Raw genomic sequence first — 24,676 nt, 5'->3', positions numbered from 1 at the left:
GCGAAGTCCTGATTCGGCGCTATGGTGATTGCAAAATCCGCCACCGCCATTGGGACTGTCTGATTTATGGCTCTGCTCCTTGCCGCTGCAAACGCTCTTGACGCAAGCATGCTTGCGACCCCGAAAGCCACCTATCTCAAGGATTACCAGCCACCGGCCTACATGGTTGATAAGGTCGACCTGACCTTCAAGCTGTTCGATGATTATGCGCTGGTCGACAACACCATGTCGCTGACCCGGAATGGTGAGGGTGCCGCGCCGATCGTGCTCGATGGCGAGGAACTGGAGCTGGTCAGCATCATCATGAATGGCGATGCCCTCGGCCCCGACAGCTATACCGTCACCGATCACGACATTACCCTGCCCGCATGTGACGGCACGGTTGAGCTGACCATCACCACCCGGATCAAACCGCAGGAGAACACCCGGCTGGAGGGTCTCTATCGCTCGTCCGGGAATTTCTGCACCCAGTGCGAGGCCGAGGGCTTCCGCCGGATCACCTATTATCCCGACCGGCCCGATGTGCTGGCCCCGTTCGTGACGCGGATCGAGGCTGATCTGGAGAGCTGCCCGGTACTGCTCGGCAATGGCAATCCCGTGGAACAGGGCAATGCCGGACCGGGCCGCCATTACGCCGTCTGGGACGACCCGCATCCGAAGCCCTGCTATCTGTTCGCCCTCGTCGCCGGGCATCTGGTCGAGGTCCGGGACAGCTTCACGACCCAATCCGGGCGCGCGGTACAACTCGGCATTTTCGTCGAGCCGGGTAATGAGGACAAAACCGGTCACGCCATGGCGTCCCTGAAAGCCTCGATGCGCTGGGATGAAACCGCCTATGGCCGCGAATACGATCTCGATGTGTTCAACATCGTGGCGGTCGGCGATTTCAACATGGGGGCCATGGAGAACAAGGGCCTCAACATCTTCAACACCAAATATGTTCTAGCCAGCGAAGACACAGCCACCGATGGCGATTACGAGGGTGTCGAGAGTGTCATCGCGCACGAGTATTTCCATAACTGGAGCGGCAACCGGGTTACCTGCCGTGACTGGTTCCAACTGACCCTGAAAGAAGGCTTCACGGTCTTTCGCGACCAGCAGTTCTCCGCCGATATGAATGATGCGGCGGTCAAGCGGATCGCCGATGTGCAGGCTCTGCGCGCCGCCCAGTTCCCCGAGGATGCAGGTCCCCTCGCCCATCCGATCCAGCCAAAAAGCTATATTGAAATCAACAACTTCTATACTGCCACCGTGTATGAGAAGGGTGCCGAGGTCATCCGCATGATGCACGGCCTCGTCGGACCGCAGGCATTCCGTCAGGGCACCGATCTGTATTTCGAGCGCTATGACGGCCAGGCCGTGACCTGTGAGGATTTCATCACCTCGATCGAGGAGGCCAGTGGTCACGATCTGGGCCAGTTCCGTCGTTGGTATGATCAGGCCGGTACGCCGGTCATTCTGGCCAAGGGCAGCTATGACGAGGCCAGCCACAGCTATACGCTTGTGCTGACCCAACAGCTTGCCGATACGCCCGGCCAGACGGACAAGAAGCCCATGGTCGTACCGGTCCGCATGGGGCTGGTTGCCGGTAATGGGCAGGACCTGCCGCTCTATCTCGATGGCGAGGACAATACGGCGATCGGCTATGGCGACACGACACGGGTGATCGAACTGACCGATACAACCCAGAGCTTCCGCTTCGTCGATGTGTCGGTGCCGCCGACGCCATCGCTGTTCCGCGGCTTCTCCGCCCCGGTGACATTGAAGCTCGAGACCGGCAATGACCAGTTGGTCACCCTCGGCAGCCATGACAGCGACCCGTTCAATCGCTGGGAAGCCGGGCAGACCCTGACCACGCGGCTGATCATGGATGCCTATGACCGACAACATGACACACTGGCGGAGAATGGCAGCACGCCGAAGCTGATTGCCAGCCTGTTCCGCGCCAATCTCGATGCGCCGGATACACCCGACCGGTTCCGCGCCAAGCTGTTGTCCCTGCCGCCGGAAAGCTATCTCGCCCAGCAATGCGAGAATGTTGACCCGCTGCGCCTGCACAATCTGCGCGACAGCCTGTATCAGGGGCTGGCCGAGAGCTTTGAGGGCAAGTGGCAGGCGCTCTATGACCGGCTGTCCCTGAACGCCAGCCCGGCACCGGTGGCCGAACAGATCGGTCGCCGCAGCCTGCGCAATACCGCGCTCGGCTATCTCTGCCAGCTGCCCGATGATCATGGCATTTCACTGGCCAATCGCCAGTACCAGACCGCCGACAACATGACCGACCGCCTCGCCGCCCTGTCCGAACTGGTCGATGCTGGCGGGATTGAAGCCGATACCGCGCTCAACGACTTCTATCAGCGCTGGCGGCATGAGGATCTGGTGATCGACAAATGGTTCATGATCCAGGCCCGTTCATGCCACCCGGATACCCTCAGCAAGGTCCGCTCCCTAATGGAGCATCCGGCCTTCACGCTGAAGAACCCGAACCGCCTGCGCTCACTCGTCGGTGCCTTTGCCGCCGGTAATCCACAGCACTTCCACGCCCCGGATGGCAGCGGCTACAAACTGCTGATCGATGTGGTGATCGAGTTGAACAGTCTGAATCCGCAGACCGCAGCACGCCTGCTCGCGCCGATGCGGCAGTGGCGGCGCTATGAGCCGACACGTCAGGCCGCCATGGCAGCCGAGCTGAAACGCCTGCTCGACCAGCCGAAGCTGTCACCCGATGTCTATGAGGTCGCAAGCAAAAGCCTGGATGGCTAGACCGATCCAGGCTTTCGCTCGTCCTCGCGTGGGTAGTGGCATTGCGAGACTGATACGTGTAGTTAGCGGGGCTTAACTCGCCTTGAGCACGCCCATCTGACCGACAGCGCCCATATCACCGGTTACCGGCGTATTGGTCAGAGTCATCAGGCCACGGGTCATTGCCTTGTGCGATACCGGCTTGGTGATCAGCAGGCTGAACCCGGCAGCCACCAGATAATCCCGGCTGAGTTCGCTCAGATCCTGCTCGATCAGGCCAATAACCGGCACCTTCTGCGTTGCGTTACGAAGCGCGCGGATGGTTTTCAGCGCATCACGCTGACCAGCCTCGCTGGCATCAATCGCCACAAGGATAAGCTCATGCTTGCTGTTGAAACGCGCCAGCAGATCGGCTGACAGGGCAACCGTAGTGCTGCGCCAGCCCTGCCCGGCGAGCAGGTCGGTCAGGTGCTGACGATCCGCCGTATTCGGTTCCAGCACCAGCGCCGATGGCAGCGCATCATGGGGATCTATGCCGCGCGCTGCCGAGAGCAGGTCATTCATGCGAGCATCGGTCATGCGCTCACGCTTGTCACTGGTGACCGGATCAATCACCCGCAGACGCAGGACCGCGAGGAAGTCCTCGGTGGTCAGCGGCAGTGGCAGCACATGGTCGGCAACCTCCATCGCCAGCGCATCAACCGCCGACAGGGCGTTGTCGTCCTGATAGGCGAAGGCGATCCGGCGCGGCGGGTTCTTGCCCTTGCGCAGGCGTTCGGCGAGACGGAAGCCACGGGTGATATTGCGGTCGGCAACGATCAGCGCCATGTCGAAGGCGAGAGACGCGGTATTGACATTGTTCACCGCATCCATAGCGGTCAGCTCATTATCGGCCAGCAGCACATCGGCACCGAGGGCACGTAGTTGATCTGCAATCACCTGACCGCGCACCGGGCTGTGATCGATCACCACATAGGCACGGCCATGCAGCTCAAGGCTGGATGCAATCGGCGGGCCGGGATCACGGATTGGCAGGGTCACAACAAAACGGCTGCCGAGACCCGGCTGGCTATAGGCACGGATATCACCGCCGAGGCGTCGAGCAAGGTTACGGGCAATCGACAGACCCTTGCCATGTCCCTGCTGGTCAGCATCAAACGGTACGACAGCGGAACCGCGACCGGGCTGGACCTGCACCTGATCGTGGAAGATCAGATCGCGGTCTTCGGCGGCAATACCGATACCGGTATCCAGCACGGTGAGACGCAGACGCTTGCTCAGACCGTCATGGATGACATCGGCATTGATGACGACACCACCACAGGTGGTGAACTTGAAGGCATTACCGAGCAACTGACGCAGGATGGTCGAGACGGCCACCGGGTCGAGGTTGAGTTGGCCCGGTACGGTCGGCTCCACATGGCTCGCAACAACGATGCCGCGTTTCGCCAGAGCCGGTGCGGCCTCAAGGATTGCCTTGTCCAGCAGCGGCACCAACTCCACCACCCGACGGTCGAGCAGTGCCGGGACAGCCGGCGCTTCCATGGCTGGTGGCGGGGTTGGCATCTCGGAAATGGCTTCCTTCCAACCGTCGTCTTCCTTGAGTTCGGCCTTCGCCTGATTGAACACATCGGCGACCACGGCACGCACGCGGTCAACACCGGGAGCGGTTTTCAGATCGGATTTCGCAGGCTTGGGCGGGAGCAGTTCTGCCTCGGCGGCCTCAAGATCATCATCACTGCGCTGGCGCAGAACGAATTGCTGGATCGCGAAGGCCGGGGCGCTGTTCCGTAGCACCATGAAAAACAGCATGAACTGGGCAAGCGCACTGATCGCCAGCGCCGCCAGCATCAGCCTCTGATGCCATGCCTGATGTTCGAGAAGGGTACGCTGACGGTTATCCACAAACTCACGGCTGTCGCTGACCAGCGCATGCATGAGTGGCAACAGACCGTCGAGACGATCCAGCACCAGCGTGGCGTCGGGACCGGCCACCGGACGCAGTTCGCGGATTTGCGGATCGAGGCGGGTCAACTCACGGTTCAGGCGATCAATGGTTGCAGCACCGCTGAACACATTGCGGATATTGGCCGCCATGTCCGGATCCTTGGCGACGGCAAGCTGGGCCCAGACATCATCGACAGCACGATTCAGTTCAAGCTCGGTAACAGTTGCCGTATTGGCCCGGCGCTCGACCGTATTGATCAGGCTTTTCACTCTGGCTTGTGTGCCGAGACTGATGACATAGGGGTTGGCCCGCCAGTCGAGCGACAGATTGGCCATAACCGCCCGGTTTTGCCCGGCAAAATGCGCCAGCATGCCGGTTGCCAGAAGGCTGGTCGCCATCAAAATACCAACGATTATCCGCATCGCGGTTACTCCTCATCCCTGTCGAAGCGTGATGCGAGCGGCAGGTTTTGCCGTTCAGACACATCAAATGCCTTCGATCTCAATGGAGAGTCGCAAAGGGCGTGCCAGTTTTAGGAATTTATGACTCTTGTTGTGCCGGATATGGGGGCCTAGCGCGGCATCCGTTCCTTGATAATCCGGGTCAGCATGCGCTGCAGACTGGCCGCCTGACGGTAGATATCACCGCCAAGCCGGTCCACCTCCTGATAAATCGCGGTACCGTCAGCGGATTTGACCACCAGCCATTCATCCTCGGTCCGTCCGATCACGAGACAGTCAGCGCCGGACAGCCCATCCGGCAGCTCCTTATTGGCTGAGACCAATGACGGCACGGTAAAGCCGCGTGGACGCGGCAGGTCCTCGGTGCCGAACAGCTGGATACCGTTCCAGAGCAAACCGTTGGTCAGCTTGAGGAATGCCATGTAGTCGGCAGGCATATCCGGTTTGCCAATACCGGACAGGCCGCGCGTTGTCTGCTGCAGTGCCGATAAATCAGCCGGTTCAAACCGGACCGCGTATTGCGCGATACGGGTCAGCAATTCCTCAAGCGAGGGATCATCGGACCGATTGGCAGATATTTCCGACATGAGACAACCTCGGGGACAACCTCAACAGATACAGCAGCGGCAAACAGATACCGGCAAGCACTGTCATAGCGCTCTAGGCGCTGCGTTGCCAGCCCGGACCAGACCGAGGTGATGGATTGTCATTGCCGCTGGCGTTTTGGCCATTCTTCGGCTCGTCGTCGCATTTTGGCGGACCACTGCGAACATGCGGAGTTGGCGGCTCATACCAGTAGCCTTCCGGCCATGGCACCTTCACCTTGCGGGTTTCGCCGGGTTTCAGATGTTGAATCTGTGGATCCAGATATTTGTGAATAGCCGTATGATACGGCTCCATCTGGATCAGGGTCAGATTGTCAAAATCATTGGCCCGGGCCGCAAATGTCGGATCACCGGCACCACCGAGCGGATGCTTGTGGTGTACGGACAAGCCCTGCGGGGTGAAACCCTCACGCATGCCATCAATCTCGCACTGTTCCAGCTTGAACACCCGGCGCAGCTCTTCGCCATGCTCGTCGGCAAGCATTTTCAGGAACCGCTGTTTCGCCAGCAGCCCCTGATAGCGGAGCACATCGACCTTCTCGCCATCAATCTCGCGATAGGTCTTGATCCGGCGGGTATAGTCGATCTCGGCAATCGGCATATCGTAGGTATCAACATTGCCCGGACCGGACGGCAGAATCACCCGCTGCTTGGGCTTTGGTGCACTGGCTGTATTATGGCCTTTGCCTTTGCCCTTATTCGGGTTCTTGCGATTGCCCTTGTTGCGTTTCTTCCGACCGACAATCTCGAAATGGTCTTCAAAGGCCATCGCCTGACGGATCAGATCGCGGTTCCACTCGGCGTCAATGCTGTCCTCGACGCTGTGATTACCGGGGATGCTGACCGGCTTGACGGCCTCGTCAGGATCAATGTCCATCTGCGCCGCCAGACGGCGAATGTCCTGAACCGTATAGCCCTTGGGCGGCCACGCCGCACGTTCGGCCATTTCGGCCTCATGCTCGGCATCTTCCCGAGCCTGTTTCTCAAGGCGGCGCTGTTCTTCTCTCTGTTCGCGCTCGAGCTTCTTTTCTTCGCGGATTTTGAGGCGCTTTTCGGCCTCTTCCTCACGCTCCTCAGCAAGCTGGAAACGTGCCGTGGTAATCGCGGCGACACTCTTGCGCGGCACTGGGAAAATCGGTGTACGCAGCAGTGGCAGTTTGATCTGACGGGAGCGCCCGGCCTTGTCGGTACGCATGCCCTTCAACTGCTTGGCAAGATACTCATCAATCGCCGAATTGTAGGGCTGCTGCGGGATCAGGATCAGGTTACTGAAACTGTTGGTCGACCCTCGCGCGGCCATGGGCGTGATGTGGCGCACCACGAAACCAACGGGAGCAACCCCATCCTCGCGCATCTGCGCAATCTCTTCCGGCTGGATACCAATGCTGGCGAGACGCTTGGGCTGCTTTTCAGCCAGCATCTTGATGAATTTGGGATGTACATCCCGAAATTCACGCCGGAACTGCTTGATCTCTTTTCGTCCCTTCTGCTCAAACTTGAAGCCAGTATGAGCAAGACCAAAGGGCGGGTCTTCCTTGATCAGCGTATAGCGTTGCTTGGTATCGGACCTGTTCTCAGTCATCAGCCAAGCCCCACATGACGTGGCTGAATACTGGCTGGCGGCACAAAACCGGCGACATCATTGACCGCCCGCTGAGCCTGCCGGTTGGCGCGCCATGTCTCACGTCGGGCGGTGGCATATTCGGCGATGGCCTCGGCACCTGGCTGATAGATCGGCCCCTTGACGACCGGCAGCTTTACCGTGCGCTTGTTGCCGATCGAAATACCGGCAACCTGCGGGTTCAGATAGGCATGGATTGCGTCGTGATATGGCTTCTGCGGGATCAGCACCAGATTCTTGAACTCGTTTGTACCGCCAGTAGAGTCGAGCGGCTTGATGTGATGCACGGAGAAACCCTCCGGCACCATGCCCTCGCGCATCCCCTGAATCTCGTCATCGCGAATACCCCAGGCGCGCAGTTCCCGTTGATTGAATTGCGCCAAGTCGGCGAGAAAATCACCACGGACCTTGGTAAACTGGTTTTTGATCGCGCGGTATTCTTTGCGGCCACGGCGGCGGTACTCATACTCCGTCCAGTCCAGCCCGAGGGGCGGATCTTCCTTTGGTGGGACAAAATGAGTACGGCGTCGCGCCATACCGGCATCTCCATCGGTGACGAGGTCGAAATCAGTTCCTGTTTCGGCAACCTTGGTCTGGGGGAGAGACCGTATCCGTGAATTCAATGCCTTGGCGCGAAATCCATGACTGCCGTGTAACTTATAGTTCATAATCTACACGATGATCATGAAAGTAAGCCGCAGAAATCAATGGTTTGCACCGCACAGCCTCAAGGCAGATCGCCCCGGCAGTCATGAAGCCGCAGCATACCCGGTAAAGTCGCTGGCCAGACTATATCGTTGAATGTACAACCATCGAATTGTGCCCCGTCCATCAGCGCCTGTGACAGGTCGAGACCCGTCAGTTCGGCCTTGAGCCAGAATGAGCCACGCAGATTGGCCGCGCCTATCACACAACCGGTGACCCGGCTTCGATTGAACATCGCATCCACCAGCTCGGCGCCAGTCAGTGTGCAGCCATTGAGACGGGCATCGGTAAAGCGGCAGGTATTTAGCCGGGCTTCAGAAAAATCGCAGTCTTTCAGATCGGTTTTGCTGAAATCAACGCTGTCGAGTATGGCCCTACGGAAATCGCCGCCCGCAACAGCGCAGCCGGTCATGGTCAGCAACTGGCCACGGGCACCTTGGGACTTCATCCAGTCATCATGCGCTGCCAGCATCAATGTCAGCGATGAGGCATCAATCAGGCTCATGGAGCAGGCCCGGGAGAAGATCTTGGAGCGCCACGATCATTGCCTGGCGCTGGTGCTGTTTCCGGCTCAAGCATAAGGCGCTTCTCGGGAATCGACATAACCGTTACCCGCTGCCTCTGTTCCTCGGATAATCTGGTCTTCAGCAGGGTATTCAGGGACTTGTAGTCCATGGTGCTCAGATATGTGGTGTCGACAACAAGTGACACATCCTGCCGGAGATGGGTCACCGGATTGATGGCATGCTGGTTGAGCTGTCGTTCAATGCCGGCAAATGCACGTTCTGCATCAAACCGCCAATTATCCGACATGGATGCCGACATCGGGATATTGATTTCAATCGGGCGACCAACGGCGTCGACAAAATCAATGGTGCCGGACCGCGGCCGCATGAGCGGTGCCTGAAAGATACCGGTTCGCTCGATCGCCAGCGCGGTCATCGCCTCACGGATCGAATGCGGTCTGATCTGGCCGCTATGTCCGGAATCCCGGGCAAGGGTCTCGAAACGCGGATCGTCCCGATAGCTTTGAGTGACGTTTTCAAGCCGGTCAAATTCGCTGTGCAGGCCAATCGCATTGCCCGGAACATGACCGATAGGTTCCCTGACCATGTTGTATTCAACGCTCGACAGCCGCTTCCACCAGCTGTTGTTCCGCCAGACATTGAAATCCTTCTGCATCCGGTTTGCCGGGATCGAGGTCTCAATCACCCGCGCCCGTTCGGCAGGTGACAGCTGCTCGTGCATGGCCTTGGCGAGTTGCTGGTAATGTTCTTTCGAGAGGAAGGTTGTATCAAGCAGGACAACCACGCCTTCGCTCTGTCCGGTCAGCGTATTGGTTGCCGACAGGGCAAGTTGGCTGCGTATGGATGCCATTGGTTCCGAAACATCAAACGTCCAATGCTCGAATGGGCTGGGCGATTTGGGCGATTTCACATCAATCGGCGTGCCCTTGGCATCGACGAAATCCAGCCCGGCATCGGGGGAGCGCATGACCGGTGCCGCGATCTGTCCGGCCCGTTCCGCCGCGATGGCAACCATGGCTTCCTGAATGCTGTGCGGGCGTATCTGGTTGTTATGGGCCGGATCACTGGCCAGTTTCTCGAACCGGGGGTCGTTGCGATAGGTGGTATCAACCGCCGCCATTGAGGTCAGGAAGTTATGCATCCCGACCATGCGACCGGGGATTTTGCCCCTCGGCTCACGGGTCTTGTCGTATTCGGTCTCCGCAACCAGTCGGCGCCATTTGGCGTCGCGCCAGGCGGTCAGATCAATTGCCCCGATCACCGACTGCGCCAGCGTCGGCGAATTAGCCGTCCCGCGCAACGCGAGAGCGGCAGCATCCGGCTCATCATCTGGCTGTTTGTCGGGTTGGGCGGACATAAAAGCCTGTCTTGAGGGAGAAAGGACAGTGGTGCAAACGGCCTAACGTAATGCACGTATCCAAACTGCCCCGAACACCTGAAAACACCAAGGCAAACTGCGGGTAAATTTCGCAAAATCAAAAAATTAGCCGGTCCCGACTGCTATGCGGAACCGGCTGATTTTGATAACTGGTTTATCCGTGTGGATCGTATCAGATGGTATCGTCAACCCAGCGAACGAGGTCGGTCTTCGGCAGGGCACCGATCTTGGTGCCGGCGACCTGACCGCCCTTGAACAGCATCAGGGTTGGAATACCGCGAACCCCGTATTTGGTCGGGATCATCGGGTTTTCATCGATATTGACCTTGGCAACGCGGATTTTCCCGCTCATTTCCTCGGCCAGATCCTCAAGGATCGGGGCAATCTGTTTGCATGGCGCACACCATTCCGCCCAGAAATCAACGAGCACAGGCTCGCTGGAATTAAGTACATCGGTTTCAAAACTGTCATCTGTAACACTGGCAGTCAGTGTCTGATCGTCGGCCATATCTGCCTCCGTTTCCTGTTGTTATTTATTAACTCTTGGTCGTGCCGAAAGGACTGTCGGTAAGCGTATAACACAGGCTGGCAACTTCTTTGGCCACGCCGCACGATACCTGACCAGAGCCTAGCCAGCAAAACCCTGCAGGGTCAAGAACCCTGCGCTTGCCCATTAAGGTGGGGAATCATGCTGTCGGGTACAAGAACCAAGCGTTCCCTGACCACCTCAAAACACGGAATATTGATCCAGAACCGGTGCCGGAATCGCCATGATCCGGCTGTCTATTGTCCACAAAAGCGCCGTTTCCACCGGCTTTTCCGGGTAGAGCCGCTGTACCAGCAGCCGATACATGGCAAGCTGGCGGAGATAGGCTGGCGGCACCGCCTCAATCGTGGTTGGCGGGGGGCGATTCGTCTTGTAGTCAACAATCAGCACCCGGTCCGACAGCACAACCAGACGGTCGATCTGGCCATTGACCGATACCCGCGTGCCATCCGCCTGCACGATCTCCCCCGTCACTGACACCTCGGCCCGGCTGTCAGGCCCGAACAGCGGCGCATAATCGGGATGGTCGAGGATGGCCAGCACTTCACCGGTCAGCGCTGCCTGTGCCGCTGCATCGAGATCATGGACCGGCTTGGCGAGGTATTCCGTCAACCGCTTCGCCCGCACGGCAATCGGTGCGGCGGGCAGCCATTGCAGCAGGGTATGAACCAAGCGACCACGGGCCAGCGCGGCATTCACACTGTCATCTGCACCGATGGGTGATGCTGCTGCGGGCTGGGCATGGGTTTCATCCTCACCGCCACCGGACGGGGTCAGCGCCAGTTCCCGCACCTGCTCCATCGCGGCAAGCCGTGTCGCCCAATCGGGCAGCGCATCCAGCGGGTCGCCATCATCAAACGGGCGGGCATCGGGTTTTGGCGCGGCACTCTGAACGGAGGCAAACTCCCATATCGCGCTATCACCCTCGCCGGTTTTGGTGACCTGGTCAGTTTCCGCCAGTGCCTCGAAACCGGCCTTGATCCGCTCATACCAGCTCTTTTCCGGCAGGTTCTTGCCGTTCCCGTGCTGCCAGCCACAAACCAGCAGCCAGTCCGCCGCTCGGGTCATGGCGACATAGAGCAACCGGTTATATTCCTCGTTCTGCCTGACCTTTATCTGATCGTATCTCTCCTGCGCGGCACCGGCATAATCATCTGTACTGCCTGCAAACAGCGGTGCACCGGAATGGGCCAACTCAACCGGCCAGAGCGGCTGGGAACCCGGCGCATTCGGCGGCTGGGTGGTATCCGGTAGAATGACAATCGGCGCCTGCAGCCCCTTGGAGCCATGCACGGTCATGATGCGTATCTGGTCGTGCCCGCTCTCCTGATCCCGCTTGATCTCCGGCGCGCCGGTCATCAGCCAGTCGAGGAACTGCTGCATGACACCCGGTCGCTCGCGCTCGAATGCCAGACAGCGGTCCAGAAACTCGTCAATCGGTTCCGCCGCATCAACGCCGAGCCGCCCGAGAATCGCCCGTCGCCCGGTGCCATCCGGCAGGGCCGGACAGGATGCCGCCAAGACCCCGGCGAACAGCTGATACGGGCTCATGAAATCCACGCGTCCGAGCCAATGGGCCAGATAGCGCGCAACCGCTCCGAAAGGCGTATACGCCTCGGCATGGCTCTGCAGACTGCGCCACAGGGTACCCTGCCGACCGATGGCAAGCTCGGCCAGTTGCGCCTCATCCAACCCGATCAATGGCGATTTCAGCACACAGGCCAGCGTCAGATCATCCTCGGGCAACAGCAAAAACTCCGCCAGCGCCAGCAGATCACGCACGGCCAGCTGTTCCGGCAGCACCATCCGGTCAGCACCGGCCACCGGGATATTGCGCGCCTGCAATGCCCTGACCAGCGCAGGGATGAAGGCTGAGCGGCTACGCACCAGCACCATGATATCGCCGGACCTGATCGGGCGGTTATAGGGCTCCAGCAGCGTCTTCTGATCGAGCCACTCCCGTATCTGTCCGGCTATCCGTTCGGCCAGCCGCTGTCGGGCCGAGCGTTGATCGACGCGGCTCAGTGGCGGCAATTCCCATGGCTGCGGGTCTTTCACGCTCTCCGGCTGTTCATCGCCCTCGAAGCGCGGCTCGGGCTGCCAGAGGATGATCCGACCGGCATGACCGGCACGGGAGGAAAAGTGCTGTACGCCTGCGCCATCATCGGGACGTACACCGGCAGCAGCGATGTCATCGGCAAAGACCTTATCGACCAGTTGCAGGACCGGTGGCGAGGTACGGAAGGAATGGGATAGTTGCAGCGGACGCCATGGACGCTGGGCTTCCTCGACCTGCCGGGCAAAGGTGGTGCGCATGGATTTGAAGGTTTCCGGGCTGGCCCGCTGGAAGCTGTAGATCGACTGCTTTTCGTCACCGACCACGAACAGGCTACGCGGCGGGATCAGATGCCCGTCCGGCCCTTCCCGTCCCTCGGCCACCCCCATGCCGGAGAAGAATTCATCGGCAATGGTCTGCACAATATCCCATTGCTCGGGATTGGTATCCTGTGCCTCGTCAATCAGCAGGTGATCCAACCCTTCATCCAGCTTGTAAAGCACCCACGCCGCCTTGCCGGTACTGCGCAACAGGTCACGGCTGATCAGGATCAGGTCACTGAAATCGAGATAACCCAGATGCTGTTTCAACTGCTGATAGCGCCGAAGGATCGCCTCACCCACAGTCAGGAAATGGCAACTCGCCTCGGCAATCCTCGTCCCCATCCACCGCTCACGCCACGCTTCCAGACGCTCGGCTTCAGCACGCATGATCGGCAGATGCTCTTTGAACGCCGCGGTGACCATCGATTTATCAGCTTTCTGTGCCCCGCTCTTGATGAAGAAAACCCCGAGATAATCATCAAGCAGGGCGAGACGCTTTTCCGGTTCAGCAGCAAGAAAAGCTTCCATCGCCGGCACGTGCTTTTTCTCTGTCGCTTTGGCCTTGGGATTATTCGCAAAGTCTGACAGCGCCTGACGCAAACCGGCTTCATCTATTGCCGGATCGGTGCAGGCAGCAAGGCGTATTTCGCGCTCACTCTGTCCGACAGTCAGACCAAAAAGATCGTAAATTTCCTGCTGTAGCGCCGTTACCGACCCGGCCCGGCGCAACTCACGTGCGAGCCGTCCACGCTCCTCGATCAAGGCGTTCATATTCTTGGAAAACCGATCGGCATCGAGCAGCGCGGTCAGGTAGTCGAGCGCCTCCCCCACCGCCTGATCATCACTGCGTCCATTCAGGACATAATCACGGGCCTGATTGAGCGTGGTATGGGCCGCATCCTCCTCGATCAGCCGGAAGCCGGGGGCCACCCCCGCCTCAACCGGGAACCGGCGCAGCAGTCCGGTACAGAAGGAATGCAATGTCTGGATCTGCAAGCCGCCCGGGGCTTCCAGCACAGCAGCGAACAGACTGCGCGCCTGACTGCGCAAGGCGAGATCAGCAGTTGGGTAGCCATCCGCGCCGAGCAGGTCGCGCAGCTGGGCATCCAGCCTGGCATCATCGGCCACCATCCAGCCACCGAGCCGCTGCTGCATACGGATCGACATTTCTGCAGCCCCTGCCTTGGTGAAGGTCAGGGCCAGTATCCGTGTCGGGCGCACACCAGCGAGCAGCAGTCGCAGGATGCGGTCGGTCAGCACCTTGGTCTTGCCGGTACCGGCAGAGGCATTCACCCAGACGCTCGCATGGGGATCGGCAGCGTGACGCTGCACCACACTGGCATCAAGCGGCGGATTGGTATTGGTGCTGTCCGGGCTCATGATTGCCCCTCCAGCAGGCCGGGTGCCCATTCATCGTAGCGGGCGAGATGGCGATAATCATCATAGCGGGGTGCCAGATCGGGGCGCGGCGAGGCCAGATAGGGCATATCCGCCGCCGCGAAGGCCTTCAGCAATTCATTCAGCCCCTGATTGGCATAGGTAATCAGCGCCTCAGCCTCATCACCCGTATAGGCCTTGACCTCACCGGGCGTGCTCGTCCCGCTCAGCCGGATATATTCGAGGCTGGCAGCCTGCTGCGCGTCAACCTCCTCGAAACCGCCATCGGCAACGATCAATGCCTCCACCGCCAGTTGCGGTGACAGGCCACGGCACACATCCTTCCGGTCCGGCACCGATCCGGTTTTGTAGTCGATAACGGACAGCGCGTTGTCGGTGATGGCACGGTCAATGCGGTCGGCGCGTCCGCGTAATGTTATGTCACCGGTCGATAATGGAAATACCGTCTTGCCCTGTACCTCCATGGCACGTGGTCGCCATCCGGCTTCACGCCGCTCGGTCTCATGACCGACAAACCAGTTGGCAATGCGGATAAACCGCGCCCACCAGAAGGCATGGACCTCGGGACGGTCGGCCACGTCGGCAAACACCTCGTCACCAATGGCAATCAACTGCTCCACCGCATCGGGCGGCAGGCGGTCCGGAAACTGTTTGGTGAACCGGTCCAGCGCCTTGTGGATGAAGGAACCACGCTCCGCCGCGCCTGGATCAAGTTCGAGGTCATCCAGCGCCCGCAGCTTCAGCACATGCCGGGCATAGAAACCGTAAGGATTGCGCATCAGCAATTCGACATCGGTTACGGACAGAGAGGTCGGTCGATCAGCCTCAGCCGGTGTCGGGGCCGGCTCGTCAATCGGTACCACGGCATCCGGCTCGTCGAGCATGACCGCCCAGCGCTGGTAATTGCTTGTACGGCGCAGCATCCGGCTGAACCCGTTATCAGCCTTGTGCTGATCGGCATCGCGCCAGCGCTGGAACATCACATCGAGATACTGCATCCAGCGCGCCGGAATGGTCGGTGCCCCGCCCTGCTTGCCAGCCCGCAGCAGAAATACCTCGGGCGCGCCGAGTGCTGCGGCGAAGTCATGGGCGGTCTGGCCCAGCCGCCGTTCCGGTGTCGGCAGACCAAGACGCTTGCGCATCGGACGCGAGAGCCATGGATCGGCGCTCGGTTCCGGCGGCCATGTGCCCTCGTTCAACCCGGCCAGAATGACCCGATCAGCCTCAACCAGCCGCGCCTCAAGCAGGCCGAGAATGGTCAGGCGTGGATGCGCGGCATTCTTCGGACGCACCACCCGTGTCGCCATCAGGCTGGCAAGAAAATCGGCATAGTGATGGGCTGCCATCGGCGGGAAGCCGTCACCGGCCAGCAGCAGATCATTGATGAAGGAGGCTGCCATTTCACCCGCCTCATCGACCCATAACCGGTAGGCACCCGCCATATCCGGCACGGCGGCCAGTTGCTCGGCCAGCCGGATATGGGTGGTGATCAGGGTTTTCAGGCTGTGATGGCCCGTCTCCGCCGCCGCCAGTGCCAGAACCGGTTCAAGTACGGCCTCCAGATCGGCGACAAAACCATCGGCACGGGCCAGCAGCCGTATATCCGGCGGTCGTTCCTCATCATGGCGGCGGGCATCCAGCGCCAGTTTCAGCCCCTCGATACCCGGCGCCGGGCGCGGACCGCGCAGCACCAGCATTTCCAGCAGGCGGATATTCTCCCGACACTCAGCCGGGTTGCGGCCAAGGGCGGCCAGCGGATGCTTGAACACACTGAGCAGATCACGCGGCCCGAACCGGTTGGCGACCAGCACCGCCGTCAGCCGCAGCCAGATGCCGACCGGGGTATCGGCCAGCGCCTGTCCGGCACTGTCATTGACGGTGATGCCATAACGCCCGAGCACGGCGGCGACCCGGTTGGCGATATTGCGGTCGGGCGTGACCAGCATAGCGGTATTGGCCGGGGTATCGGGCTCCAGCACTTCGCGCATGGCAAGGGCCGCGACCATTGCCTCATGCTCCGGCCCGCTGCAGGTTACCGGCGTGACCTGATCCATCACCGCAGGATCGGCATCCATGCCCGGATCAATGCCGGTCAGCACATCAATCAGCACCTGACGATGATGCGCTGCCTTGGCATCCAACGCGCTATCGGGCCACGGTGCGGGCCAATCTTCAGGCGTCGCGCCCAGCTCATTGACCAGCTTCAGCAACTGATACTGGGCATGGCTCTCGGGCAGGGTTTCACCGACAATGCGGCGATCAAAACCCGGCAACAGCACTGTGCCGCGCGGCAAGTCGAGTACGGCTCGCATCAGGGCGGATGTCGCCGGGATCGACCCGGTGGACCCGGCAATGATGACCGGATCGGTCGGTCGCTGGCTGGCCATGAAATCCGCCGCCCGGCGCAACCACCGGTCGCGATACTTGCCGGGATCGGTCGCCCCGCGTTCGGCCAGAACACCCGGCCAATGCTCGCCGAGAATGTCGAGGAACTGGAGCACTTCCTGCCAGTGATGGGCGTAATCATCAGGAACCAGCCCGGCCAGCGCCTCAAACGGAACGCCCTCGATGTCGAGTTGGTCAAGCAGGCGGGCAAGTTCGGCGGCGAGATCAATCGCTCGCTCCGGCGTCGGCTTTTCATCCGCCGGGGCCGCCGCCATAATCGCCCGCGACAAGCGCAACTGCCGCTCAAGACCACCGATCGGCGGTGCCAGCGGTTCCAGCCCCGGATCGTCGCTGGTCAGGATCAGCTCATCCTCATCCACATCGCCAATCGGGCGCAGGATCGGCAGCAGGATTGACTGCTCGCGCCCATCATCGCCCGGTTGCAGCGCGCGGAAATGCTGATGCGCCTCCAGAAATGCCGAACGCATGGCCCGACAGGCACGCCGGGTCGGCAGCATGATGGTGATCCGGGCCAGCGCCAGCGGATCATGGCGACAGCGATAGGTCAGCCCATGGGCGAGCGTGGTCAAGAGAGGCTGGGTCGGCGGCAGGGTATAAAGCCCGGAAGGCCAGTCATCTGGCCAAATGGCGGCCGCATCTGATGCTTGATCACTCACAACCCGGCCACTCAAACCATATGCAGCGGGTCGATCCAGCGCGCCCGTTCAGGGTGCAGCTGCTCATCGGCGAAGTCGAGGCCTTCCGGTGTCCCCACATGGAACCAGACACCGTCATGGGGCATACCATAGAGCCGCCCCTGTTCAATCGACCGATCCCAGTATTTGTTGAACGAGAAGGCTTTGGCGGGCGGGTCGGCGAGGATGGACGGGCTGACCAGCTGCACACCGCCATAAACAAAGGGTGCTATACCACCCTCGATCCGGCGGGACAGCTTGCCATCCGGCTCCAGATTGAAGTCGCCATCACCTTCATAATCGCCATGAACCCGCACCGATGGCTGGACCATCAGCAGCGCATCCATATGCTCGGGCTGCCAGAGTTCGGCCAGCCGCCGCAGCAGCGGGCTGGGTCCGTCGAGCCAGAGGGTGTCGGCATTGATGACAAAGAACGGCTCGTCGCCCAGATGCGCGCGGGCGTTATAGACACCGCCGCCGGTCTCGAGCCGCTCTTCCTCGGGCACCAGCACAAATTCCGCCTCATCGCGCTTGCTCAGGTGATTGATGATCCGGTCTCCGAGATAACAGGTATTGACGACAATTCGCTCGATACCGTTCTCGACCAGCCGGGCAATGACCCAGTCGATCAGCGGGCGACCGGCAACCTCAAGCATGGGTTTCGGCGTGTCATCGGTCAGATGGCGCATCCGCTCACCGCGCCCGGCCGCCATGATCATGGCAACCCGTGGCATGGTAACCTTAGGCATGGCAATTCCGGGCATAACGGGGTTATCGGTGGTGGAACTGGCAACCATGAGGGCAGCCTCGGATATCTCGGAACGGGAAATCAGGCCATCAATACCAGATCAGGCCCGTGAAGGTAATCACGCAACGAGGCCTGCGCGGAATTCGCTCGGGATATTCCGATCGAACCATGCCCGCACGCCGTCGAGTTCTGGCTCTGCCTCCAGCACCTCTTCGAGCAGCTTCCAGCAGCGCGGCAGGTGCTGCATATAGCGATCATCGCCCTCATCGATGGCGAGCCGGGCAAAGACGCCGAGAATGCGCGTCAGGCGCTGGGCCTTGAGGATATTATAGGCGGTCTGGAACTTTGCCGGATCAATGTCGGGGAAGGATTTGAGATAGCCCTGACACATCATGCGTACGAGGTCCGGCGATACATCGCGCCGTACGTCCTCGAGCAGTGAGACGAGGTCATAGATACCGGGACCGATACCGCCATCCTGAAAATCAAGCACCCCGATCCGGCGCAGGCTGTTATCGCCAAGCTCCGCCGCCGGATCATCCGGCACCTCGAGCAGCATCAGGTTATCAACGATGTAATCCCGCAGGATCAGCGAATTCGGCATCTCACAGGCCGGTTGCAGGGCTGCTTCCCAGACCTGCAGGAAAATCTCGACCAGTTCCTGCAACTCCATCGGATCCTCGGGCAGCAGGTCGGCCCCGCGCATGTAGGCATCCATGAACAGGGCAGCCTGATCCGCAAATGTCGCGGCATCATAGGTCTTGAGACCACGCCCCATCGGCGCGTCGAAGCGTTTATGCAGGGCGATCAGCAGCTTGGTCGCGCGGGTCAGGAGCGGTTTCGGATCCTGACCACCATCAATCAGCTTGGAAAACACGTCATCGCCGAAATCCTCGACCAGCATGAAGCCGTTTTCGAGGTCACGGGCCATCAGTTCCGGCGTGGTGATGCCGAGATTGCGCAGCAATTCATGAATCCGCACGAACTGGTTGAGCACAACCGGTGAGGCTGGCCAGTCCATGAAAATCGCCTGGCTGGGCGGATCGACCGCGTTATCGGTCAGGCGGACCAGCGTCTTCTCTGACGCATCGCTCGGCAGCAGCGCGCGCTCGGCCTCGGACCAGCCGTATTTGTCGACAAAGGCCTCAGCCAGCACTGAGCGATCGGTTTCAGCCGATTCAGTGGTTGCTTCAGCGATTTGCTGATCGTCCTGATCCAATGTTCCTGCCCTTATGACTGGCGCTATTATGACGACAGTTTCTGCAACAAGTCATCCATTCGGTTACCCCAGTCGCCGTAACCATGCAAATACAGTTGCCGTTCGAGATTATTTTCACCTGTATCTATCTGCAGATGCAACACATTACCCACAGGCATCTCGCCAATCCGGTTCGGCCATTCGATCAGGGCAATGGTCCGGTCGCTGCCAACCTCGTCCCAGCCAAGCTCAATCAGCTCTTCCGGCTCCTCAAGGCGATAAAGGTCATAGTGCAGCAGATCATGCCCCTCACCGGTCTGGTAGGTCTGGACGAGGGTAAAGGTCGGGCTCGGCACATCCTGTTCGGGATGGGTCAGTGCCCTGATCAGCGCACGGGCCAGTGTCGTCTTGCCCGCCCCCACCGGCCCGTCGAGCAGGATTATGTCGCCAGGCTGCAGGCTTTCCGCCAGTGCAGTACCGAATGACATGGTTGCCGTCTCGCCGGGGAGAGACATTGTGCCAGATGTTTTTTGCATAATGAGACAGATAGCGTAGGTTGCGCCCGGCAAACATAAAAGGCCGGTCAGGCGAAACGTCACGAATACGCCAACAATCTGACACGGTCACCGGCTAACAACAATGCCGTGCAGCAGCAGGGGAGCAAAGAACAGGCGATGAGCGAACAGGCACCCATCATGACAGAGAGCAAAAACACCGACGTCATTATCATCGGCGCGGGGCCGGTTGGCCTCTACGCCATCTTCCAATGCGGCATGCTCGGCATGAAAACCGTGGTGATTGATGCGCTCGACGATATTGGCGGCCAATGCACGGCGCTTTACCCGGAAAAGCCGATCTATGACGTTGCCGGCTTTCCGAATATTGAGTCGGCCCATCTGATCGCCCGGCTGGAACAGCAATCGGCACCGTTCCACCCGGAATACCACCTCGGCCAGCAAGTAACGGGGCTTGAGAAGACCGATACCGGCTGGACCGTCACCACCGGCAAGGGCCTGACCGTCAGCGCCAAGGCGATCATTATCGCCGCCGGAGCCGGTGCTTTCGGCCCGAACCGACCACCGCTCGACGGCATCGAGGATTATGAGGGCAGCTCAGTATTCTACGCCGTGCGTCGGCGCGAGGATTTCGCCGGGCGCCGCATCGTCATTGCCGGTGGCGGCGACAGTGCTATCGACTGGGCTTTGTCACTGCAGGAAGTAGCAGCCCGCATTTCGATCGTCCACCGCCGGGCAAAGTTCCGGGCCATGCCCGACAGCGTCGCCAAGATGGAGCGGCTGGCGGACGACGACCGCCTCGACCTCGTCACTCCGTTCCAGCTGCATGGGCTGGAGGGCAAGAATGGTCAACTGCAATCGGTAATCGTGCAGTCGATGGAAGGCGAGGAAAAGCATATTCCGGCCGATATCCTGCTGCCATTCTTCGGCCTGTCCACCGATCTCGGCCCGCTCAAGGAATGGGGCCTGAGCTTTGACCGCAGCCATATCAAAATCGACCAGAGCACCTGCGAGACCGATCTTGAGGGCATCTTCGCCATCGGCGATGTGGCGACCTATCCGGGCAAGCTGAAACTGATCGTCAACGGCTTCGGCGAGGCCGCCACCGCCGCGCACAAGGCACATTCATACGTCTTCCCGGACAAGGCCCTGCATTTCGAATACTCAACAACAAAGGGGCTGCCGGGCGCTGCATAATGCGCCCAACAGCCCCTTGATTGCTGTTGTCAGAGAACGGTTATCGCTTAGTAGCGATACTGATCCGCCTTGAACGGGCCGAATTCTGGTACGCCGAGATACTGGGCCTGTTCTTCGGTCAGCTTGGTCAGCTTGGCACCGATCTTGGCGAGGTGCAGGCTGGCAACCTTCTCATCGAGGTGTTTCGGCAGGACATAGACCTTGCGCTCGTATTTATCATGATGCTGCCAGAGCTCGATCTGCGCCAGCACCTGATTGGTGAAGGATGCACTCATCACGAAGCTCGGGTGACCAGTGGCGCAACCGAGGTTCACGAGGCGCCCCTTGGCGAGAACGATCAGGCGCTTGCCGTCAGGGAAGATGACCTCATCAACCTGCGGCTTGACCTCTTCCCAGACCATGTTGGACAGAGCACCGACCTGAATCTCGTTATCGAAGTGGCCGATGTTGCAGACAATCGCCCGGTCCTTCATCTCACGCATATGATCGATAGTGATGATGTCCTTGTTACCGGTGGCGGTAACGAAGATATCGGCGCGCGGGGCGGCGTCTTCCATGGTGACGACTTCATAGCCTTCCATGGCGGCCTGCAGGGCGCAGATCGGATCGATTTCAGTGACCATGACGCGGGCACCGGCATTGCGCAGGCTGGCGGCAGAGCCTTTACCCACATCACCGAAACCGGCAACCACGGCGACCTTGCCAGCCATCATCACGTCAGTTGCCCGGCGGATGCCGTCAACGAGGCTCTCGCGGCAGCCATAGAGGTTGTCGAATTTGGACTTGGTCACGCTGTCATTGACGTTGATCGCAGGTACCTTGAGGGTACCGGCCTTCGCCATTTCATAGAGGCGGTGCACGCCGGTGGTGGTTTCCTCGGAAACACCGAGCACGTCTTCCAGCAGTTGTGGATACTTGTCGTGCATCAGGATGGTCAGATCGCCGCCATCATCGAGCAGCAGGTTCGGACGCCAGCCATCAGGGCCGCTGATGGTCTGTTCGACCGCCCACCAGTATTCTTCCTCGCTCATGCCCTTCCAGGCAAAGACCGGGATACCGGCAGCAGCGATAGCAGCAGCGGCATGATCCTGGGTCGAGAAGATATTACAGGAAGACCAGCGCACCTCGGCACCGAGTTCAACCAGGGTCTCGATCAGCACGGCGGTCTGGATGGTCATGTGCAGACAGCCGGTGATGCGGGCACCCTGCAGCGGCTTGGACGCGCCGAACTCCTCACGCACCGCCATCAGGCCGGGCATTTCGGTTTCGGCAATGGCAATCTCGCGCCGGCCATAATCGGCAAGGCTGAAGTCTTTGACCTTGTAGTCGGAAAAATTCGCTGGCGCTGCGGCTGACATGGACATGGGCGGGTATCGCTCTTCGGTTATGGTCGATTTCATGTGATCGGACGGCCTCGGCCATCGCGTGGCGCTATACATAGGCGGTCTGACCGCGTGGGCAAAGCCAAAATGTCAGGAAATCAAACCGGGAGCGTGCGGGTTGCAGACCGGCCCTAGGAGCGAGCGTCTAGACTTCCTCGTGGAACCGGTCATTGACCAGTGTTTCGATGGCGTCGAGCAGTGCCGCCCCATCCTTGCCGCTGGCGACCAGCTCCAGTTCGGTGCCCGGCCCGGCGGCCAGCATCAGCAAGCCCATGATGGAACTGCCGATAACATCGGTATCGCCCTTCCAGACGACGACTTCGGCGTCATATTCCTCAACGGTACGGACAAATTTTGCGGCCGCACGCGCATGCAGGCCACGCTCGTTGCAAATGGTCACAACGCGCCGCATTTCACGGGTTTCAGACATTATCGATTGGCATCCTGCAGCAGGGTCGAGGCGACACTGATGTATTTACGGGCAGCCTCGCAACCGGCGGCAACCGCCTTTTTCAACGGCTGGTCGCCGCGCACGCTGGCGAGTTTGACCAGCATCGGCAGATTGACCCCGGCGATGACCTCGATCGGCCCCTTGTCCATGATAGAAATCGCCAGATTGGACGGGGTGCCACCGAACATATCGGTACAGACGATAACCCCCTGCCCCTGATCCGCATCGGTCACGGCATCGATAATATCCTGACGCCGAAGTTCCATATTGTCCTCGGGACCAATATTGATCCCCTTAATGGCTTGCTGTGCACCGACCACATGTTCGAGTGCGGCGATCAACTCATCCGCCAGACGCCCATGGGTAACAATTACCAGTCCAATCATCGGCCATCACCCGTGTTTGATGCCTCATTACACCCGGCATAAGGTAAAGCGGGTTGAACAAAGCGCCAAGGCGTTAAAACCATCATGTCACAGGTGAGCACCGTCAGCGTTACCCGGAAGCCTCGGCAACCAAGACCTTTGCATGGTCGAGTACCCGCGCCTGATCATCCGGGCAATCATGTGCGAACCACCAGTCTTCAAGGCTGTGCAGCACCTGCTTTATCCCCGGCCCCGCTTCCATGCCGAGCGCCATCAGATCATGACCGGAAACCGGCAGTTGCCGCGGGCTGTAGCCATCGATCACGCCGAGGATGCGTTGCCGTTCATCATCCGGCAGGCTGGCCGCCGCCAGCCAGAAACGATCACGCACCGCCTCTTGCCCGTCACGATAGATGGCAAGCGCCAGTTCCTGCGCCGACAGGCCGGGAGGCAACGGTTCGGCGCTCTGATGCAGGCGACGCATTTCCCGGTTCGAGAGGCGCAAACGGTCTGCCGCCGCTTTCAGCACCGCCGGATCATCCGGCAGGAGCAGACGCAAAGCCAGCAAGGCATCATCCGTTGGAAAGCCCGCAACCTCTATGGATCGGGCCAGACGCGACAGATCGGCAGGCACCGGCAGGCAATGAGCCAGCACCCCGGCATCCTGCATCAACTCGAGCATCGCCATGACCCGGTCAATCACCAGAATGCGCAACAGCTCATCGCGGATGCGTTCGGCGGACAGCTGCGATATCAGATGCGCCAGCGCCGTACAGGCGGCGAGCGCGTCACTATCTGGTTCGGCACCACCGAAACGGCCATGAAACCGGAAGAAGCGGAGAATGCGCAGCACATCTTCACGGATGCGCTGTTCCGGCTCACCGATAAACCGCACATGATGGTGTTCAAGGTCGGCGAGGCCATCGGTCAAATCCTCGACCAGACCGTCAGACGTGGCGTTCAGGGCATTGATCGTGAAGTCCCGGCGCGCGGCGTCCTCGGCCCATGAGGTGGAAAACGCCACCGTCGCCCGGCGGCCATCGGTCGCCACATCCCGGCGCAGGGTGGTGATCTCATACCGGCGTTCATCGAGGAGTGCCGTTACCGTGCCATGTTCGATCCCGGTCGGAATGGTCCTGATACCGGCGTCACTCAGCGTGGCCATCACCGCCTCGGGCAACATATCCGTTGCGAGGTCGAGATCGCCGGGTTCGAGCTTCATAACGGCATCACGGACACAGCCGCCGACAAAGCGCAGATCGGCACCGGCTGCCGCGAAGACGGCAAACAGCTTTCTGGCGCGTTCATCACGCATCCAGTCGGGTGGTTCTATCTGCAGATGCCTGATCACGAGACGACGAGCCGCTTGTTATTTTCCGCACATGGTTGACTTATATCAACGCAACTATGCTCAACCATTCTAATGTAC

General features: G+C 60.1%; 18 protein-coding genes. 2 read left to right on the top strand and 16 right to left on the bottom strand.

Translation table 11 applies throughout. The features are described 5' to 3' along the window. Nucleotides 1-108: 108 nt before the first annotated feature. Nucleotides 109-2,763 (top strand): aminopeptidase N, encoded by a 2,655-nt coding sequence (locus tag CBB62_13080; GenBank protein OUT39812.1) that lies wholly within the window; start codon nucleotides 109-111, stop codon nucleotides 2,761-2,763. A 72-nt stretch (nucleotides 2,764-2,835) separates the two neighbouring features. On the opposite strand, the gene CBB62_13075 is transcribed toward CBB62_13080, so the two are convergent. The 12 genes from CBB62_13075 to CBB62_13020 all read right to left on the bottom strand — a co-directional run bounded on the left by CBB62_13075 (nucleotide 2,836) and on the right by CBB62_13020 (nucleotide 19,873). Then, nucleotides 2,836-5,112: a hypothetical protein gene (locus tag CBB62_13075; protein ID OUT39323.1), complete on the bottom strand. Its 2,277-nt coding sequence runs from the start codon at nucleotides 5,110-5,112 to the stop codon at nucleotides 2,836-2,838. A 149-nt stretch (nucleotides 5,113-5,261) separates the two neighbouring features. Continuing rightward, nucleotides 5,262-5,738 (bottom strand): hypothetical protein, encoded by a 477-nt coding sequence (locus tag CBB62_13070; GenBank protein ID OUT39322.1) that lies wholly within the window; start codon nucleotides 5,736-5,738, stop codon nucleotides 5,262-5,264. Nucleotides 5,739-5,811: 73 nt separating this feature from the next. Beyond that, nucleotides 5,812-7,338, bottom strand: a complete 1,527-nt coding sequence (locus CBB62_13065; GenBank protein ID OUT39321.1) for a hypothetical protein — start codon at nucleotides 7,336-7,338, stop codon at nucleotides 5,812-5,814. Next, a complete protein-coding gene (locus tag CBB62_13060) occupies nucleotides 7,338-8,045 on the bottom strand; it encodes a hypothetical protein (GenBank protein ID OUT39320.1) in 708 nt (235 codons plus the stop codon). Before CBB62_13060 ends, CBB62_13065 begins: the two co-directional genes overlap by 1 nt. A gap of 59 nt (nucleotides 8,046-8,104) precedes the next feature. Further along, nucleotides 8,105-8,587, bottom strand: coding sequence for a hypothetical protein (locus CBB62_13055; protein ID OUT39319.1), 483 nt, complete (start codon nucleotides 8,585-8,587; stop codon nucleotides 8,105-8,107). Then, a complete protein-coding gene (locus tag CBB62_13050; GenBank protein OUT39318.1) occupies nucleotides 8,584-9,966 on the bottom strand; it encodes a hypothetical protein in 1,383 nt (460 codons plus the stop codon). The genes CBB62_13055 and CBB62_13050 overlap by 4 nt, the downstream gene beginning before the upstream one ends. 193 nt (nucleotides 9,967-10,159) lie before the next feature. Further along, the gene (locus CBB62_13045; protein OUT39317.1) at nucleotides 10,160-10,495 is read right to left on the bottom strand and encodes a thioredoxin; all 336 of its coding nucleotides are present in this window, start codon (nucleotides 10,493-10,495) and stop codon (nucleotides 10,160-10,162) included. A 219-nt stretch (nucleotides 10,496-10,714) separates the two neighbouring features. Then, on the bottom strand, nucleotides 10,715-14,323 hold the full coding sequence (locus tag CBB62_13040; GenBank protein ID OUT39316.1) for a double-strand break repair helicase AddA: 3,609 nt from the start codon (nucleotides 14,321-14,323) through the stop codon (nucleotides 10,715-10,717). Continuing rightward, nucleotides 14,290-17,412, bottom strand: a complete 3,123-nt coding sequence (locus CBB62_13035; protein OUT39315.1) for a double-strand break repair protein AddB — start codon at nucleotides 17,410-17,412, stop codon at nucleotides 14,290-14,292. The genes CBB62_13040 and CBB62_13035 overlap by 34 nt, the downstream gene beginning before the upstream one ends. Further along, nucleotides 17,385-18,155, bottom strand: a complete 771-nt coding sequence (locus CBB62_13030) for a hypothetical protein (protein ID OUT39811.1) — start codon at nucleotides 18,153-18,155, stop codon at nucleotides 17,385-17,387. The genes CBB62_13035 and CBB62_13030 overlap by 28 nt, the downstream gene beginning before the upstream one ends. Nucleotides 18,156-18,257: 102 nt before the next feature. Beyond that, complete coding sequence (locus tag CBB62_13025; GenBank protein OUT39314.1) at nucleotides 18,258-19,388, bottom strand: hypothetical protein; 1,131 nt, start codon at nucleotides 19,386-19,388, stop codon at nucleotides 18,258-18,260. Continuing rightward, complete coding sequence (locus CBB62_13020) at nucleotides 19,385-19,873, bottom strand: tRNA (adenosine(37)-N6)-threonylcarbamoyltransferase complex ATPase subunit type 1 TsaE (GenBank protein ID OUT39313.1); 489 nt, start codon at nucleotides 19,871-19,873, stop codon at nucleotides 19,385-19,387. Before CBB62_13020 ends, CBB62_13025 begins: the two co-directional genes overlap by 4 nt. Nucleotides 19,874-20,011: 138 nt before the next feature. Here CBB62_13020 and CBB62_13015 point away from each other — a divergent pair, with 138 nt between their 5' ends. Next, complete coding sequence (locus CBB62_13015) at nucleotides 20,012-21,049, top strand: ferredoxin--NADP(+) reductase (GenBank protein ID OUT39312.1); 1,038 nt, start codon at nucleotides 20,012-20,014, stop codon at nucleotides 21,047-21,049. Between the two features lie 47 nt (nucleotides 21,050-21,096). On the opposite strand, the gene CBB62_13010 is transcribed toward CBB62_13015, so the two are convergent. From CBB62_13010 to CBB62_12995, 4 genes are all read right to left on the bottom strand, one after another. Next, complete coding sequence (locus tag CBB62_13010) at nucleotides 21,097-22,407, bottom strand: adenosylhomocysteinase (protein ID OUT39810.1); 1,311 nt, start codon at nucleotides 22,405-22,407, stop codon at nucleotides 21,097-21,099. Nucleotides 22,408-22,576: 169 nt separating this feature from the next. After that, on the bottom strand, nucleotides 22,577-22,861 hold the full coding sequence (locus CBB62_13005; GenBank protein OUT39311.1) for an HPr family phosphocarrier protein: 285 nt from the start codon (nucleotides 22,859-22,861) through the stop codon (nucleotides 22,577-22,579). Beyond that, nucleotides 22,861-23,268, bottom strand: a complete 408-nt coding sequence (locus CBB62_13000) for a PTS fructose transporter subunit IIA (GenBank protein OUT39310.1) — start codon at nucleotides 23,266-23,268, stop codon at nucleotides 22,861-22,863. The genes CBB62_13005 and CBB62_13000 overlap by 1 nt, the downstream gene beginning before the upstream one ends. 109 nt (nucleotides 23,269-23,377) lie before the next feature. After that, a complete protein-coding gene (locus CBB62_12995; GenBank protein ID OUT39309.1) occupies nucleotides 23,378-24,562 on the bottom strand; it encodes a hypothetical protein in 1,185 nt (394 codons plus the stop codon). Between the last annotated feature and the right edge of the window lie 114 nt (nucleotides 24,563-24,676).

The sequence above is a fragment of the Micavibrio sp. TMED2 genome, assembly GCA_002168225.1.
Classification (GTDB): Bacteria; Pseudomonadota; Alphaproteobacteria; order TMED2; family TMED2; genus TMED2.
Note: the sequence above shows the minus strand (reverse complement) of the source record. Positions and strands in the feature narration are given on the sequence as shown.

What these genes read in the sequence shown, in the direction of transcription:
- CBB62_13040 (OUT39316.1), bottom strand. Translation starts at nt 14,323, where the DNA reads ATGGGCACCCGGCCTGCTGGAGGGGCAATCATGAGCCCGGACAGCACC.
- CBB62_13050 (OUT39318.1), bottom strand. Translation starts at nt 9,966, where the DNA reads ATGTCCGCCCAACCCGACAAACAGCCAGATGATGAGCCGGATGCTGCC.
- CBB62_13070 (OUT39322.1), bottom strand. Translation starts at nt 5,738, where the DNA reads ATGTCGGAAATATCTGCCAATCGGTCCGATGATCCCTCGCTTGAGGAA.
- CBB62_13015 (OUT39312.1), top strand. Translation starts at nt 20,012, where the DNA reads ATGAGCGAACAGGCACCCATCATGACAGAGAGCAAAAACACCGACGTC.
- CBB62_13075 (OUT39323.1), bottom strand. Translation starts at nt 5,112, where the DNA reads ATGCGGATAATCGTTGGTATTTTGATGGCGACCAGCCTTCTGGCAACC.
- CBB62_13030 (OUT39811.1), bottom strand. Translation starts at nt 18,155, where the DNA reads ATGCCCGGAATTGCCATGCCTAAGGTTACCATGCCACGGGTTGCCATG.
- CBB62_12995 (OUT39309.1), bottom strand. Translation starts at nt 24,562, where the DNA reads ATGCGTGATGAACGCGCCAGAAAGCTGTTTGCCGTCTTCGCGGCAGCC.
- CBB62_13045 (OUT39317.1), bottom strand. Translation starts at nt 10,495, where the DNA reads ATGGCCGACGATCAGACACTGACTGCCAGTGTTACAGATGACAGTTTT.
- CBB62_13065 (OUT39321.1), bottom strand. Translation starts at nt 7,338, where the DNA reads ATGACTGAGAACAGGTCCGATACCAAGCAACGCTATACGCTGATCAAG.
- CBB62_13020 (OUT39313.1), bottom strand. Translation starts at nt 19,873, where the DNA reads ATGCAAAAAACATCTGGCACAATGTCTCTCCCCGGCGAGACGGCAACC.
- CBB62_13055 (OUT39319.1), bottom strand. Translation starts at nt 8,587, where the DNA reads ATGAGCCTGATTGATGCCTCATCGCTGACATTGATGCTGGCAGCGCAT.
- CBB62_13060 (OUT39320.1), bottom strand. Translation starts at nt 8,045, where the DNA reads ATGAACTATAAGTTACACGGCAGTCATGGATTTCGCGCCAAGGCATTG.
- CBB62_13010 (OUT39810.1), bottom strand. Translation starts at nt 22,407, where the DNA reads ATGTCAGCCGCAGCGCCAGCGAATTTTTCCGACTACAAGGTCAAAGAC.
- CBB62_13080 (OUT39812.1), top strand. Translation starts at nt 109, where the DNA reads ATGCTTGCGACCCCGAAAGCCACCTATCTCAAGGATTACCAGCCACCG.
- CBB62_13000 (OUT39310.1), bottom strand. Translation starts at nt 23,268, where the DNA reads ATGATTGGACTGGTAATTGTTACCCATGGGCGTCTGGCGGATGAGTTG.
- CBB62_13005 (OUT39311.1), bottom strand. Translation starts at nt 22,861, where the DNA reads ATGTCTGAAACCCGTGAAATGCGGCGCGTTGTGACCATTTGCAACGAG.